Here is a 14149-nt window from a genome sequence, read left to right as displayed (position 1 = left end):
GGTTAGGCTAACCTAAGTAACGCGAAGCGAGATCGAAGATCGCGTCCCCACCCCCGTCCGACCCGCACGGACTGCTCCCCCGGAGGACCCCCACCATGCGCTCGCACCTGCTCAATGACACGACCGCGGAGCAGTACCGCCGCTCCGTGACCGAAGGAGTAGAGCGGGTGGCAGCCAAACTCGCCGCCACCGAACGTCCGTTCACAGGTGTCACCGTCGACGCCCTCGCCCCGACGATCGACGCGATCGACCTCGACAAGCCGCTGCTCGACACCGCCGCGGCCCTCGACGAGCTGGAGGACGTCTACCTCCGCGACGCGGTCTACTTCCACCACCCGCGCTACCTCGCCCACCTCAACTGCCCGGTCGTCATACCGGCGGTGCTCGGCGAGGCGATCCTCTCCGCGGTCAACTCTTCCCTGGACACCTGGGACCAGTCGGCCGGCGGCACCCTCATCGAGCGCAAACTGATCGACTGGACGAACGCGCGGATCGGCCTCGGCCCGAACGCCGACGGTGTCTTCACCTCCGGCGGCTCCCAGTCCAACCTCCAGGCCCTGCTCCTCGCCCGCGAGGAGGCCAAGACCGACTCCTTCGCGAAACTGCGTATCTTCGCCTCCGAGGTCAGCCACTTCAGCGTGAAGAAGTCCGCGAAACTGCTGGGCCTCGACCAGGACGCCGTGGTCACCGTCCCGGTCGACCAGAACAAGCGCCTGCAGACCGTCGCGCTCGCCCACGAGCTGGAGCGCTGCAAGGCGGACGGCCTCGTCCCCATGGCCGTCGTCGCCACCGCCGGCACCACCGACTTCGGCTCCATCGACCCGCTGCCCGAGATCGCCGAGCTGTGCGAGCAGTACAACACCTGGATGCACGTCGACGCCGCCTACGGCTGCGGACTGCTCGCCTCGGTGAAGCACCGCGGCCGCATCGACGGCATCGAGCGCGCCGACTCGGTCACCGTCGACTACCACAAGTCCTTCTTCCAGCCGGTGAGTTCGTCCGCCGTGCTGGTCCGGGACGCGGCCACCCTGCGCCACGCGACCTACCACGCGGAGTATCTGAACCCCCGCCGTATGGTCACCGAGCGCATCCCCAACCAGGTCGACAAGTCCCTGCAGACCACCCGTCGCTTCGACGCCCTCAAGCTGTGGATGACCCTGCGGGTGATGGGCGCCGACGGCATCGGGCAGCTCTTCGACGAGGTCTGCGACCTGGCCGTCGAGGGCTGGCAGCTCCTCGCCGCCGACCCGCGCTACGACGTGGTCGTCGAGCCCACGCTCTCCACCCTCGTCTTCCGCTACATCCCCGCCGCCGTGACCGACCCGGCCGAGATCGACCGCGCCAACCTGTACGCCCGCAAGGCCCTGTTCGCCTCCGGCGACGCGGTGGTCGCGGGCACCAAGGTCCAGGGCCGCCACTACCTGAAGTTCACCCTGCTCAACCCCGAGACGACGACCGACGACATCGCCGCCGTCCTCGACCTGATAGCCGGCCACGCCGAGCAGTACCTGGGAGAGTCCCTTGACCGCGCGTCCTGAAAACCCGACAAGAACCCATGACTTCGTGGGCATCGGGCTCGGCCCGTTCAACCTCGGCCTCGCCTGTCTGACCGAGCCCGTCGACGAACTCGACGGTGTCTTCCTGGAGTCGAAGCCCGACTTCGAGTGGCACGCCGGCATGTTCCTCGAAGGTGCCCACCTCCAGACGCCGTTCATGTCGGACCTGGTGACGCTGGCGGACCCGACCTCGCCGTACTCCTTCCTGAACTACCTGAAGGAGAAAGGCCGGCTGTACTCGTTCTACATCCGCGAGAACTTCTACCCGCTGCGCGTCGAGTACGACGACTACTGCCGCTGGGCCGCGAACAAGCTGAGCAGCGTGCGCTTCAGCACGACGGTGACGGACGTCCGGTACGTGGACGACCTGTACGTCGTGACGACCGAGGCCGGCGACGTCTACCGCGCCCGCCACCTCGTCCTCGGCACCGGCACCTCCCCGCACTACCCGCAGGCCGTCCAGGGCCTCGGCGGCGACTTCTTCCACAACTCCCGCTACATGCAGAACAAGGCGGAGCTCCAGAAGAAGGACTCGATCACGATCATCGGCTCCGGCCAGTCCGCCGCCGAGATCTACTACGACCTCCTCGCCGAGATCGACGTGTACGGCTACCGGCTGAACTGGGTGACACGCTCCCCCCGCTTCTTCCCCCTCGAATACACCAAGCTCACGCTGGAGATGACCTCCCCGGAGTACATCGACTACTACCGCGAGCTGCCGGAGGCCACCCGCTACCGGCTCACGGCCCAGCAGAAGGGCCTGTTCAAGGGCATCGACGGCGATCTCATCAACGAGATCTTCGACCTGCTCTACCAGAAGAACCTCGGCGGGCCCGTCCCCACACGGCTGCTCACCAATTCCTCGCTGAACAGCGCGGAGTACGAGAACGGCACGTACACCCTCTCCTTCCGCCAGGAGGAGCAGGAGAAGGACTACGACCTCCAGACGCAGGGCCTGGTCCTGGCCACCGGCTACAAGTACGCCGAGCCGGAGTTCCTGACCCCCGTCAAGGACCGGCTGCGCTACGACACACAGGGCAACTTCGACGTCGCCCGCAACTACTCGATCGACACCACGGGCCGCGGCGTCTTCCTGCAGAACGCCGGTGTGCACACCCACAGCATCACCTCGCCCGACCTGGGCATGGGTGCGTACCGCAACGCCTACATCATCCGTGAGCTGCTCGGCACCGAGTACTACCCGGTCGAGAAGACCATCGCGTTCCAGGAGTTCTCCGTATGACCACCCCCCACACCTTCGCCTTCCGCCCGCTCGACCCGCTCAAGGACGCCGAGCTGCTGCACGGCTGGGTCACCCACCCCAAGGCCGCGTTCTGGATGATGCAGGACGCGAAACTGGAGGACGTCGAGCGCGCGTACATGGAGATAGCCGCCGACGAGCACCACCACGCGCTGCTGGGCCTCGACGCGTACGGCGTCCCCGCCTTCCTCATGGAGAGGTACGACCCCGCCCACCGCGAACTGGTCGGCCTGTACGACCCGCGGCCGGGCGATGTCGGCATGCACTTCCTGACTCCCGCGACCGACACCCCCGTGCACGGCTTCACGCGGTCCGTCATCACGGCCGTCATGGCGCACCTCTTCGAGGACCCCGCTGTGGAACGGGTCGTCGTCGAGCCGGACGTCTCCAACAAGGCCGTCCACGCCCTCAACGAGGCCGTCGGTTTTGTGCCCGAGCGCGAGATCCGGAAGCCGGAGAAAATGGCGTTGCTGAGCTTCTGCACACGCGAGCAATTCTTCAAGATCCAGCACAGCCTCGCGGCGACGGCGGTGACGGCATGACGCTCGCCGACTCGGTCGCCCACCTCTCCCCCGAGCGCTGGGAGCAGGCCAACCGCCTCCTCATCCGCAAAGCCCTCGCCGAGTTCGCCCACGAGCGGCTCATCACGCCGGAGGCCACCGCCGACGGCCGCTTCGAGGTCCGCAGCGACGACGGTCTGACCCGCTACGGGTTCACCGCCACGCGCCGCGCCCTCGACCACTGGCAGGTCGACGCCGACTCGATCTCCCGTCACCGAGACGGCGTCGACCGCCCCCTCGCCGCGCTGGACTTCTTCATCGAGCTGAAGAAGGCGCTCGGCCTGAGCGAGGCGATCCTGCCGGTCTACCTGGAGGAGATCTCCTCCACCCTCTCCGGTACCTGCTACAAGCTCACCAAGCCGCAGCTCCCGGTCGCCGAGCTCGTGCGCTCGGACTTCCAGGCCATCGAGACCGGCATGACCGAGGGCCACCCCTGCTTCGTCGCCAACAACGGACGGCTCGGCTTCGGCATCCACGAGTACCTGTCGTACGCCCCGGAGACGGCGAGCCCGGTCCGCCTGGTGTGGCTGGCCGCGCACCGCTCCCGGGCGGCCTTCACGGCGGGCGTCGGCATCGAGTACGAGGCTTTCGTACGGGACGAGTTGGGCGCGAAGACGGTCGAACGCTTCCACGAGAAGCTCACCGCCGACGGCCTCGACCCGGCCGACTACCTCTTCATCCCCGTCCACCCCTGGCAGTGGTGGAACAAGCTCTCCGTCACCTTCGCCGCCGAGATCGCCCGCCGGCACCTGGTCTGCCTGGGCGAGGGCGACGACGAGTACCTGGCCCAGCAGTCCATCCGGACCTTCTTCAACAAGTCGCACCCCGAGAAGCACTACGTGAAGACGGCCCTGTCCGTCATCAACATGGGCTTCATGCGCGGACTCTCGGCCGCGTACATGGAGGCGACCCCGGCGATCAACGACTGGCTCGCCCAACTCATCGACAACGACCCGGTGTTGAAGTCGACGGGCCTGTCGATCATCCGCGAGCGCGCGGCCGTCGGCTACCGGCACCTGGAGTACGAGGCGGCGACCGACCGCTACTCGCCGTACCGCAAGATGCTGGCGGCACTGTGGCGGGAGAGCCCGGTGGCTTCCCTCCGGGACGGCGAGTCGCTGGCGACGATGGCCTCCCTCGTCCACGTCGACCACGAGGGGAAGTCCTTCGCCGGCGCCCTGATCGAGCAGTCGGGCCTGGCGCCCACGGAGTGGCTGCGCCGCTATCTGACGGCGTACTTCACCCCGCTGCTGCACAGCTTCTACGCCTACGACCTGGTCTACATGCCGCACGGCGAGAACGTGATCCTCGTCCTGAAGGACGGCGCCGTGGAGCGCGCGATCTACAAGGACATCGCCGAGGAGATCGCGGTCATGGACGTCGACGCGGTGCTGCCGCCGACGGTCGAGCGACTGCGCGTGGACGTGCCGGAGGAGAAGAAGCTCCTCTCGATCTTCACGGACGTCTTCGACTGCTTCTTCCGCTTCCTCGCCGCGAACCTCGCCGCCGAGGGAATCGTGGAGGAGGACGACTTCTGGCGGACGGTCGCGGACATCACCCGCGAGTACCAGGCCTCACTGCCCGAACTCGCCGACAAGTTCCGGCAGTACGACATGTTCGCCCCGGAGTTCGCGCTGTCCTGCCTCAACCGGCTCCAGCTGCGCAACAACGAGCAGATGGTGGACCTGGCCGACCCGGCGGGCGCGCTGCAACTCGTCGGCAACCTGAAGAACCCGATCGCCGGGTTCTGACCCAGAGACAGGCGGGCGCCCGGGGTACGGTCCCCCGGGCGCCCGTCCGCATGTCCGGTGGCCTGTCGCGCCCCTTCAGGGGCGCGGGGAACTGCGCGACCAGCCCCCACCGGCCCGCAGATCAATCACCGGCTCTCAGCGGAGCGCCAGGGCACCTGCGGCGACCGGTAGTAGCTGATCCCCAGTGCCTCCCACCGCTCCCCCTGCGCCGCGAGCCGCACCTTGTACCGGTCCCAGTCGTGCGTGGCCGCCGGCGACCACCCCAGCTCCGCGGCGCCCGCCAGCCTCGGGAAGGCCATGTACTCGATGTCCGCGGACTTCGTGAGCGTCTCCGTCCACATCGGCGCCTCGACCCCGCGGATCGCCGACGCGGGCACGCCCGGAAGGTAGGTGCCGGGATCCCAGTCGTACGACCGCTTGACCTCGACCAGACCGGCCCAGTCCAGCCCCAGCGGAGTGTCCGCCGTGTACTTCATGTCGAGGTAGATCCGGTCGGCGGGCGACAGCACGATCCCGGTCCCGTTGCGCGCGGCCGCCGCGACCCGCTCCTTCTCCTCGGCACTCGTGTCATCGAGCCCCCAGTACTGAGCCACCGCCCCCTTCGCGGGCGTCGCCCCGGTCAGCTGATGCCAACCCACCACGGTTTTCCCGTACTTGGCGACGACCGGCTGCACCCGGTCCATGAACTTCACATAGTCCTCGTGACTCGTGGAGTGCGCCTCGTCCCCGCCGATGTGCAGATACCGGCCCGGCGTGAGCGCGGCGAGCTCCCGGATCACGTCGTCCACGAAGTCGTACGTGATCTCCTTCGACACACACAACGAGCTGAAGCCGACCTCGGTGCCGGTGTACAACGGCGGCGCCACGCCGTCGCAGTTGAGCTCGGCGTAGGAGGCGAGGGCCGCGTTGGTGTGGCCCGGCATGTCGATCTCGGGGACGACCTCCAGATAGCGGGAGGCGGCGTACCGGACGATCTCCTGGTAGTCGGCCTTGGTGTAGTGGCCGCCGGGGCCGCCACCGACCTGTGTGGAGCCGCCGTACGAGGCGAGGCGCGGCCAGGAGTCGAAGGCGATCCGCCAGCCCTGGTCGTCGCTCAGGTGCAGATGCAGCTTGTTGACCTTGTACAGGGCGAGTTGGTCGACGTACCGCTTGACCTGGTCGACGGTGAAGAAGTGCCGGGACACGTCCAGCATCGCGCCGCGCCAGCCGTAGCGCGGGGTGTCCTTGATCGTGCCGCCGGCGACCAGCCACGGGCCCGGCTGCACCGAGTCCTTCTCGACGGCGGCCGGCAGGAGCTGGCGCAGGGTCTGGACGCCGTGGAAGAGGCCCGCGGGCTGGGCGGCGGTGATGGTGACACCCTTGGCACCACTGTCGAGGCGGTAGCCCTCGGCTCCGAACGGCCCCTTGGCCAGGCGCAGTTGGATGCCTCCCTTGCCCCGGGAGGTGACCGGCAGCGGATAGCCCGTCGAGGGGCGCAGGACGTCCGCGACGTACTCGCCGATACGGCGGACCGCACGGGAGTCGTCGACGCGGATGCGGGTGGCGCGGGTGATGCGGTACGGCGATCCGCCCGGCTCGACCGAGGCGGGCGCCGGAACGACCTCACCGAGCCGCCGTGTGCCGGCCTCGGACTCCGAAGGCGGCGCGGGGGTCGCCCCCACGGCGAAGGAACCGGCCGCCGCGACCAGCAGCAGCGAGCCGAGCAGTCGGGTCACACGGGGAGTCGGTCTGTGGTGCGGTCTCACATCTAGCTCCCTCCAGCCCTGAAATTGGTAGAGACCACTCTGCGGTGGCGGTGGCACGGGAGTCCACCCCTCTGCCCCGCTGGTCACACAGGCACACAGGTCCGTCACAGGGAGTACCACTACGGTCCACACCTTGCCGTGCCCGCTCCATCGGGAGAGACGAAGATGTCCGAGCACATCGCACAGCAAGACAGCACCGCCCCCACCCTCGCACCGGGGATCGCACCGGCGATCCCCCCGGAGGACGTCACAGCGGTGCGCGCCTACGCGGGCGCGTTCTGCGGTAAGCAGCAGGCCGCCGCCGAACTGGCCGCCGAGGTCCTCTCCCGCGCGGCGCGACAGCAGACGCCCGTCGGCCGCCTCGCCCTGCTGACCGGCGTACGGCGGACCGCCGACGCCTGGGTCCGCGACGAACGGGCCGGGCGGGTGCGCCCGGGGTTCCGGTCCTGGGCCCGGCGCGCGACCGACAGCTTCGGCCCCACGGACACACTGCGGCGGGTCGAGCACAGCTCGCTGCTCCTGGCCGCCTTCCGGGAGCTCGCCGAACAGCCGCAGACCGCCCTCTGGCTCTGTCTGGCCGAGCACGACACGGCCGCTGCCGCCCAAGCCCTGGGCACGTCCGAGGAGTTCGCCGCGTCCATGGCGGAGACGGCGAAGGGCCGCCTGGCCGACGCGTTCCTGCGGCTGCGGGCCGAGCGCACCGCCGAGGCCCGGTGTGTGCACTACGGCACCATGCTCGGCGCGATGACCCGCGGCACCCACCGCGACATCCCCGACGACCTCCAACAGCACCTGGACACCTGCAAGTTGTGCACGCACGACTTCGCGCTGCTGCGGGCGCTCACCGCGGGCGGCCCCGAGGAGCTGCGCGCCATGCTCGTCGACCAGATCCTGGTGTGGGGCGGTCCCGCCTACCGGGAGGCGGGAGGGGCCCGGCCGGACGGCCGGGCGGAGCCGGCACGGGACCAGGCGGCCGGCCCGGCCCGGAGCGCCACCGCCCCCGCGCCCGACCCTGGGCCCGAGACCGCGGCTCCCCTCCCGCGGAAGCCCCGCCGTCGCCGGCCCGTGTTCGCCGTGGCGGTGGCGGTCGTCCTCACCGCCGCGGCCACCACCGGCGTCCTGAACTGGACGGGCGAGGAGGAACCGGCCCAGGCGGCGAGCGCCGTCTCCCCCACCGTGACGGCCGCCCCCTCCCCGGTTCCGACCCCGTCCGCCACCGCGGACGGCGCCCTCGCCACCGTCGTACTGGAGAACACCGGCAGCGGACGCTGCCTCACGGCCGACGCCGGCGAGTCCCCGGACAACGTCCCCGAGCCCACCGTCTGCGCGACCGGCGAGACCCAGCGGTGGCGGGTCGTCGCCACCGGGAAGAGCGCCTACGCCCTGGTGCACGCCGCCTCGGGGTTCTGTCTCGACATCGCCGGCGACCGCATCCAGGGCGACCCCATGCAACTCCGCCCCTGCGCCTACCGGCAGGGCGACGACGCCCCCTACCCGGAGGACCAGGCGTTCCTGCTCAGGGCCCGCACCGACGGCACCTTCACGGTGGTCTGCCAGGAGAACCCACGGATCGCGGTGGGGGTGCGCTCGGGCGAGGTGAGGATGCTGTCGGCCACCGGCGCCGCCAAGGCGATCCGCTTCGTCCTCGACGACGGGCTGGCGAAGGCGCTGGGCAACTGAGCCCGGGCACTGGGCAACCGGGTCTGGAATGCCAGACTTTACCCATGGCGGAAATCATCCAGAAGGACGGCACCTGGACCTTCGACGGCGACGCCCTGCGGCTGACCCCGGGGCGCGACAAGAACGTCAGCCTGTTCCGCAAGACCTTGGGTGAACTGGTCGTCCCGCTGGGCGCGTTGGCGGGCGTCTCGTTCGAGCAGGGCCGCAAGGCCGGGCGGCTCAGGTTACGGCTGCGCGACGGCGCCGACCCGCTGCTGCACGCCACCGGCGGCCGGCTGACCGAGCCCAACGACCCGTACCAGCTGTTCGTGGAGTCCGACCGCTACGGCGTCGCCGAGTACTTCGTGGACGAGGTCAGGAACGCCCTGCTGCTCGACCAGGTCCCGTCCGCGCCGGTCGCCGAGTATCTGCTGCCGGGCCCGGCCGTCCCGCTGTCCGTGTCCGCCGGGGACGGCACCGCCGGCTTCGACGGCGAGCGGGTCCGGCTGGAGTGGAACTGGAAGACGGAGGACGCCAAGGCCGCCGCCGGCATCCGCACCCTCGCCGTCACCGACCTCGACGCCGTGGAGTGGCACCCGGCGGTCGGCCTGGAGAACGGCTGTCTCCGCTTCAGCGTGAGGAACGCGCCCACCAAGGCGCCCCCGAAGTACGACCCCAACTCGGTGGAGCTGTGGGGTTTCAAGAAGGACCCGCTGATGGCCCTGATCGCGGCGGCCGTCCAGGCCCGGCTTCCTCACCCGGCCAGGGCGGCCGCCACGGACGTACGGGACACACGCGAGGGACGACCGGAACTGCCCTCCGCTCCGGTCGCGTCCACCGAGGACGACCACGACGCCCTCCTGCGCCGTCTGCGCGAGCTCGGCGAGCTGCGCCGCACGGGTGTGCTGACGGACGAGGAGTTCACGCTGGCCAAACAGGCGGTCCTCAAGCGGATGTGATCCCCACGGGCCCCTCGGGCTCCACGGCCCCCTCGGGGCTACTTGGCCTTGCGGGCCACCGTGAAGCGGTCGACCTCCTCGCCCGTCTCGGCGATGCCGCGCACCGTCAGCGTGGCCGTCCGGCCCTTGGCCGCGGGCGTGACGTCGACCCGCAGGAACGAGTAGTCGAGGTAGCGCACCCGGGACCAGGTGACGGTCTCGTTCTGCTTGCCGTCCTTGGTGTTGATGAACGAGGCGACGGAATCGACCTCGTTCTCATGCCCCTCGTAGGACTCCGCCGCGCTGAACGCGTACAGGCTGCGGCCCGCCGCACCCGCCGTCACGTACACCACGCCCTCGCTCTCGGGGTACGCCGTGCCGCCGATCGGCAGCTTCTTGGCGACCTCGCCCGCCTTGATGACGTCGGTGCGCTCGTACTGGTGGTTGTGGCCGTTGATGACCAGGTCCACCGTGTACTTCTCGAACAGCGGCACCCACTCCTGGCGCACGCCCCCCTCCGAGGCGTGCGCGGTGGAGGTGCAGTAGGCGCAGTGGTGGAAGAAGACCACGACGAAGTCGATGTCGTGCGCCGCCCGGAACTTCTTGAGCTGCGCCTCCAGCCACGTGGTCTGGGTGCCGCCGGAGAGGCCGAGGTTGGCCGGGATCTCGTACGAGATGTCGTTGGCGTCGAGCGAGATGACCGCGGTGTTGCCGTAGACGAAGGAGTAGACGCCCGGGAGGTTCTTGGCGTCGGGTCCGTTGGCGGGGAGGTTCCAGCGGGCCTCCTCGCCGCCGTAGCCGTTGGGCGAGTACCAGGCCTCCATGTCGTGGTTGCCGTAAGCCGGCATCCACGGCACGGACTTGGCGACGGACTCGGTCTGAGCCAGGAACTGGTCCCACACGCGCGAGTCGAAGCCGGTGTCGGCGGTCTTGCCCTGGCCCGCCGGGTCGGCGTACGCGATGTCGCCGGCGTGGAGGTGGAAGGCCGGGTTCTGGCCGAGGAGCAGGCTGTTGTTGGCGAGGCCGTGGTAGCCGACGCCCTCGTCGCCGAAGGCGGTGAAGGTGAACGGCTTCTTGTGCGCGGGGGCGGTGGTGAAGGTGCCGAGGGTGCCCAGGAGGTGCGGCTCGGCGGGGTCGAAGCCCTGGTGGCCGACGCCGTAGTAGTACGTCCTGCCGGGCTTGAGCCGGCTCAGCTCGGCGTGCACGTAGTACTGCGTGTGGTCGCCGCTCGCGCCGACGCCGGCCGGTGTGTAGAGCGTGCGGACCTCGGCCTCGATCTTGCGGGAGAGGTCCCAGGGGTGGACGCCGATGCGGAGGAAGGGCTTCTTGACAGCGACCGGGACCTGCCAGGAGACGGTGAGCTCGGTGCGCGGGTCGGCGCCGAAGGCGAGGTGGCGGCCGAAGGGGGCGACGAGGGAGCCGTCGACCGTCTCGGTGCGCGGCGTGGCCGAAGGGGTGGCCAGGGGTGTCGCCTGTGCGGTGGCGCCCGGCACGAACACGCCGCCCGCGACGGCGCCCAGTGTGACGGCGCCGCCTCTGATCATCGTGCGCCGGGAGAATCTGGCGTGCAGGTACTCGTGCTGCTCGGCCATGCTCATGCGCTCGGCGAGCTGCTCGGGTACGCCCATACGAGGAATGTCCATGGCTCCACAAGCTGCTGGTCGGACACATCGGCCCGGGGAACAGCCGGCCAACGGACTCCCATGGGCAACCCATAAGTGTTCTAAGTGCCCGAACAGCCTCCTGCCCGAAATCGGGCAGGATTCTTGCGAAAGCCGTGCCCGTCCTTCAGGATCTACCGGGTGCACGACGAACTTGTTGATCATCTGACACGCTCCACGCCCCTCCAGCGGGGCGAGGCACTGCGGGTGATCCAGGACGTGCTCGCCTACTTCGACGAGACGACCGAGGACTACGTCCGTCGCCGCCACCGCGAACTCCAGGCCCAGGGCCTGGTGAACGCGCAGATCTTCGAACGGGTCGGGGCGGATCTGAAATACCGGGCGGTCGCGCCGCCGGAGCTTACGCTCAGGCAGCTGCGCCGCATCGTCTACGGCTGAGACGGCTGAGTCGCAACGGCCGAGGAACGGAATACATATATATGTGCGGAATCGTCGGATACATCGGGAAGCGTGATGTGGCCCCCCTCCTTCTGGAGGGCCTCCAGCGCCTGGAGTACCGCGGCTACGACTCGGCGGGCATCGTCGTCACGTCCCCGAAGACGGCGGGCCTGAAGATGGTCAAGGCCAAGGGCCGGGTCCGTGACCTGGAGGCCAAGGTCCCGGCGCGTTTCAAGGGCACGACCGGTATCGCCCACACTCGCTGGGCCACCCACGGCGCCCCCTCCGATGTGAACGCCCACCCGCACATGTCGGCCGACCTCAAGGTCGCCGTGGTCCACAACGGGATCATCGACAACGCCTCCGACCTGCGCCGCAAGCTGGAGGCGGACGGCGTCGAGTTCCTCTCCGAGACCGACACCGAGGTCCTCGTCCACCTCATCGCCCGCTCCCAGGCCGAGAAGCTCGAGGACAAGGTCCGCGAGACGCTGCGCGTCATCGAGGGCACGTACGGCATCGCGGTGATGCACGCCGACTTCAACGACCGCATCGTCGTGGCCCGCAACGGCTCCCCGGTCGTCCTCGGCATCGGCGAGAAGGAGATGTTCGTCGCCTCGGACATCGCCGCCCTGGTCGCCCACACGCGGCAGATAGTGACTCTCGACGACGGCGAGATGGCCACCCTCAAGGCCGACGACTTCCGCACGTACACGACGGAGGGCACCCGTACGACGTCGGAGCCCACCACCGTCGAGTGGGAGGCCGCCTCCTACGACATGGGCGGCCACGACACGTACATGCACAAGGAGATCTTCGAGCAGGCCGACGCCGTGGACCGCGCCCTGCGCGGCCGCATCGACGACCGCTTCTCCACCGTGCACCTCGGCGGCCTCAACCTGGACGCCCGTGAGGCCCGCCAGATCCGTCGCGTGAAGATCCTCGGCTGCGGCACCTCGTACCACGCGGGCCAGATCGGCGCCCAGATGATCGAGGAGCTGGCCCGCATCCCCGCGGACGCCGAGCCGGCCTCCGAGTTCCGCTACCGCAACGCGGTCGTGGACCCCGAGACGCTGTACGTGGCGGTCTCCCAGTCGGGCGAGACGTACGACGTCCTCGCCGCGGTCCAGGAGCTGAAGCGCAAGGGCGCGCGGGTCTTCGGCGTCGTGAACGTGGTCGGCTCGGCGATCGCCCGCGAGGCGGACGCCGGCATCTACGTCCACGCGGGCCCCGAGGTCTGCGTGGTCTCCACGAAGTGCTTCACCAACACCACGGTCGCCTTCGCCCTCCTGGCGCTCCACCTGGGCCGCACCCGCGACCTCTCGGTCCGCGACGGCAAGCGCATCATCGAGGGCCTGCGCAAGCTGCCGGAGCAGATCACCGAGATCCTCGACAACGAGGCGGAGATCAAGAAGCTGGCCGAGCAGTACGCCGACGCCCGCTCGATGCTCTTCATCGGCCGCGTCCGGGGCTACCCGGTGGCCCGTGAGGCCTCCCTGAAGCTCAAGGAGGTCTCGTACATCCACGCCGAGGCCTACCCGGCCTCCGAGCTCAAGCACGGCCCGCTGGCCCTGATCGAGCCCGCCCTCCCCACGGTCGCGATCGTCCCCGACGACGACCTCCTGGAGAAGAACCGCGCCGCCATGGAGGAGATCAAGGCCCGCAGCGGCAAGATCCTCGCGGTCGCCCATCAGGACCAGGAGAAGGCCGACCACACGATCGTCGTCCCGAAGAACGAGGACGAGCTGGACCCGATCCTCCTGGGCATCCCGCTCCAACTCCTGGCGTACCACACGGCGTTGGTACTCGGCCGCGACATCGACAAGCCGAGGAACCTCGCCAAGTCCGTGACGGTGGAGTAGGACGCGCCCCATAGGGGCGCGGGGAACCGCACGAGCAACCACCACGCTCCCGCACGGGCCCGACAACGGAACGGGCCCCCACGTGTGCCACTTGCACGTGGGGGCCCGTTCTGATGCGCCGGGGCCGCCCAATACCCCGGCGTCGGCTGCCCGTTAGCCGGTGGCCGTCACCCCCCGGCCGGCAGCACGCTTCGGAAGTACCGTCGGCCAGTGAGCCATCGCGGCGGTCGCCGCATACCAGGCCACCGCACCCGCGGCGACGGCGAACCATCCACCCACCTTGGTGAGCCCGTCGTTGTCGGCGAACTGGGCGATGGCCATGAGTACCAGCGCCACGAAGAACAACCCATAGGCGCCCTGCCCGAGTTGGTCCCCGCCCGCGAGGGTGAGAGACAGTGCCACGAGGGCGAAGAGCAGCAGGAACAGCCCGGCCGCGTTGGCGGAACCGGCGTCCGAGACGGCCCACGTGAACCACAGCGCACCCAGCGCCGCGAAGGCCGTGCCGTTGGCGGTGTCACGGTCACGGAAGGCCATGAGACCCGCGACGAAGAGGGCGATTCCGCCCACGTACTGGGCAATTGACACCGCGTCAGCGGCTGTCACGCCGTCGATCACGTCGGTGTGGCCGAGGCCGAACGCCAGGAGGGTGATCCCGAGGGCGAGTCGGCCGACGATGGTGGTGGTGGTTGCTCCCGCGGAGACGTCATTGTCCACGGCGGGCTCCCTTCATGCTGTGCAGTTGTGCGGTGTGCGATATATG

General features: G+C 69.4%; 11 protein-coding genes. 8 read left to right on the top strand and 3 right to left on the bottom strand.

Translation table 11 applies throughout. From position 1 onward, the window contains the following. The first annotated feature begins 95 nt into the window (after window positions 1-95). Genes desA through ACWD3I_RS01300 form a run of 4 tightly spaced genes read left to right on the top strand, consistent with a single transcriptional unit; the run spans window position 96 to window position 5128 of the window. Window positions 96-1538, top strand: coding sequence for a lysine decarboxylase DesA (gene desA / locus ACWD3I_RS01315; protein ID WP_365400403.1), 1443 nt, complete (start codon window positions 96-98; stop codon window positions 1536-1538). Next, the gene (locus tag ACWD3I_RS01310) at window positions 1522-2799 is read left to right on the top strand and encodes a lysine N(6)-hydroxylase/L-ornithine N(5)-oxygenase family protein (protein ID WP_365400400.1); all 1278 of its coding nucleotides are present in this window, start codon (window positions 1522-1524) and stop codon (window positions 2797-2799) included. The genes desA and ACWD3I_RS01310 overlap by 17 nt, the downstream gene beginning before the upstream one ends. Continuing rightward, window positions 2796-3359, top strand: coding sequence for a GNAT family N-acetyltransferase (locus ACWD3I_RS01305; protein WP_365400398.1), 564 nt, complete (start codon window positions 2796-2798; stop codon window positions 3357-3359). The genes ACWD3I_RS01310 and ACWD3I_RS01305 overlap by 4 nt, the downstream gene beginning before the upstream one ends. Further along, window positions 3356-5128 carry an IucA/IucC family protein gene (locus ACWD3I_RS01300; protein WP_365400395.1) on the top strand — a complete coding sequence of 591 codons (1773 nt, stop codon included), beginning with the start codon at window positions 3356-3358 and terminating at the stop codon, window positions 5126-5128. Before ACWD3I_RS01305 ends, ACWD3I_RS01300 begins: the two co-directional genes overlap by 4 nt. A gap of 125 nt (window positions 5129-5253) precedes the next feature. Here ACWD3I_RS01300 and ACWD3I_RS01295 read toward each other — a convergent pair whose 3' ends face one another. Further along, window positions 5254-6843, bottom strand: a complete 1590-nt coding sequence (locus ACWD3I_RS01295; protein WP_451084003.1) for a beta-N-acetylhexosaminidase — start codon at window positions 6841-6843, stop codon at window positions 5254-5256. Between the two features lie 195 nt (window positions 6844-7038). Here ACWD3I_RS01295 and ACWD3I_RS01290 point away from each other — a divergent pair, with 195 nt between their 5' ends. Both ACWD3I_RS01290 and ACWD3I_RS01285 read left to right on the top strand, forming a co-directional pair. Next, window positions 7039-8553: an RICIN domain-containing protein gene (locus ACWD3I_RS01290; RefSeq protein ID WP_365400389.1), complete on the top strand. Its 1515-nt coding sequence runs from the start codon at window positions 7039-7041 to the stop codon at window positions 8551-8553. A gap of 44 nt (window positions 8554-8597) precedes the next feature. Beyond that, a complete protein-coding gene (locus ACWD3I_RS01285) occupies window positions 8598-9491 on the top strand; it encodes a DUF4429 domain-containing protein (RefSeq protein ID WP_365400386.1) in 894 nt (297 codons plus the stop codon). A 38-nt stretch (window positions 9492-9529) separates the two neighbouring features. On the opposite strand, the gene ACWD3I_RS01280 is transcribed toward ACWD3I_RS01285, so the two are convergent. Further along, window positions 9530-11098: a purple acid phosphatase family protein gene (locus tag ACWD3I_RS01280; RefSeq protein ID WP_365400485.1), complete on the bottom strand. Its 1569-nt coding sequence runs from the start codon at window positions 11096-11098 to the stop codon at window positions 9530-9532. A 174-nt stretch (window positions 11099-11272) separates the two neighbouring features. Between ACWD3I_RS01280 and ACWD3I_RS01275 the strand changes: the two genes are divergently transcribed. Both ACWD3I_RS01275 and glmS read left to right on the top strand, forming a co-directional pair. Then, the gene (locus ACWD3I_RS01275; protein WP_365400383.1) at window positions 11273-11530 is read left to right on the top strand and encodes a hypothetical protein; all 258 of its coding nucleotides are present in this window, start codon (window positions 11273-11275) and stop codon (window positions 11528-11530) included. Window positions 11531-11571: 41 nt separating this feature from the next. Then, window positions 11572-13389, top strand: coding sequence for a glutamine--fructose-6-phosphate transaminase (isomerizing) (gene glmS, locus ACWD3I_RS01270; RefSeq protein ID WP_365400380.1), 1818 nt, complete (start codon window positions 11572-11574; stop codon window positions 13387-13389). A 153-nt stretch (window positions 13390-13542) separates the two neighbouring features. Here the strand turns inward: glmS and ACWD3I_RS01265 are convergent, their stop codons facing one another. Then, window positions 13543-14103 (bottom strand): GPR1/FUN34/YaaH family transporter, encoded by a 561-nt coding sequence (locus ACWD3I_RS01265; protein WP_365400377.1) that lies wholly within the window; start codon window positions 14101-14103, stop codon window positions 13543-13545. Between the last annotated feature and the right edge of the window lie 46 nt (window positions 14104-14149).

Source organism: Streptomyces sp. NPDC002817 (assembly GCF_053592055.1).
This window is presented reverse-complemented; position numbering and strand designations above follow the sequence as displayed.

Excerpts from the sequence above, each read along its gene's own strand:
- desA (WP_365400403.1), top strand. The coding sequence starts at position 96 with ATGCGCTCGCACCTGCTCAATGACACGACCGCGGAGCAGTACCGCCGC.
- ACWD3I_RS01305 (WP_365400398.1), top strand. The coding sequence starts at position 2,796 with ATGACCACCCCCCACACCTTCGCCTTCCGCCCGCTCGACCCGCTCAAG.
- ACWD3I_RS01300 (WP_365400395.1), top strand. The coding sequence starts at position 3,356 with ATGACGCTCGCCGACTCGGTCGCCCACCTCTCCCCCGAGCGCTGGGAG.
- ACWD3I_RS01290 (WP_365400389.1), top strand. The coding sequence starts at position 7,039 with ATGTCCGAGCACATCGCACAGCAAGACAGCACCGCCCCCACCCTCGCA.
- ACWD3I_RS01285 (WP_365400386.1), top strand. The coding sequence starts at position 8,598 with ATGGCGGAAATCATCCAGAAGGACGGCACCTGGACCTTCGACGGCGAC.
- ACWD3I_RS01280 (WP_365400485.1), bottom strand. The coding sequence starts at position 11,098 with ATGGGCGTACCCGAGCAGCTCGCCGAGCGCATGAGCATGGCCGAGCAG.
- glmS (WP_365400380.1), top strand. The coding sequence starts at position 11,572 with ATGTGCGGAATCGTCGGATACATCGGGAAGCGTGATGTGGCCCCCCTC.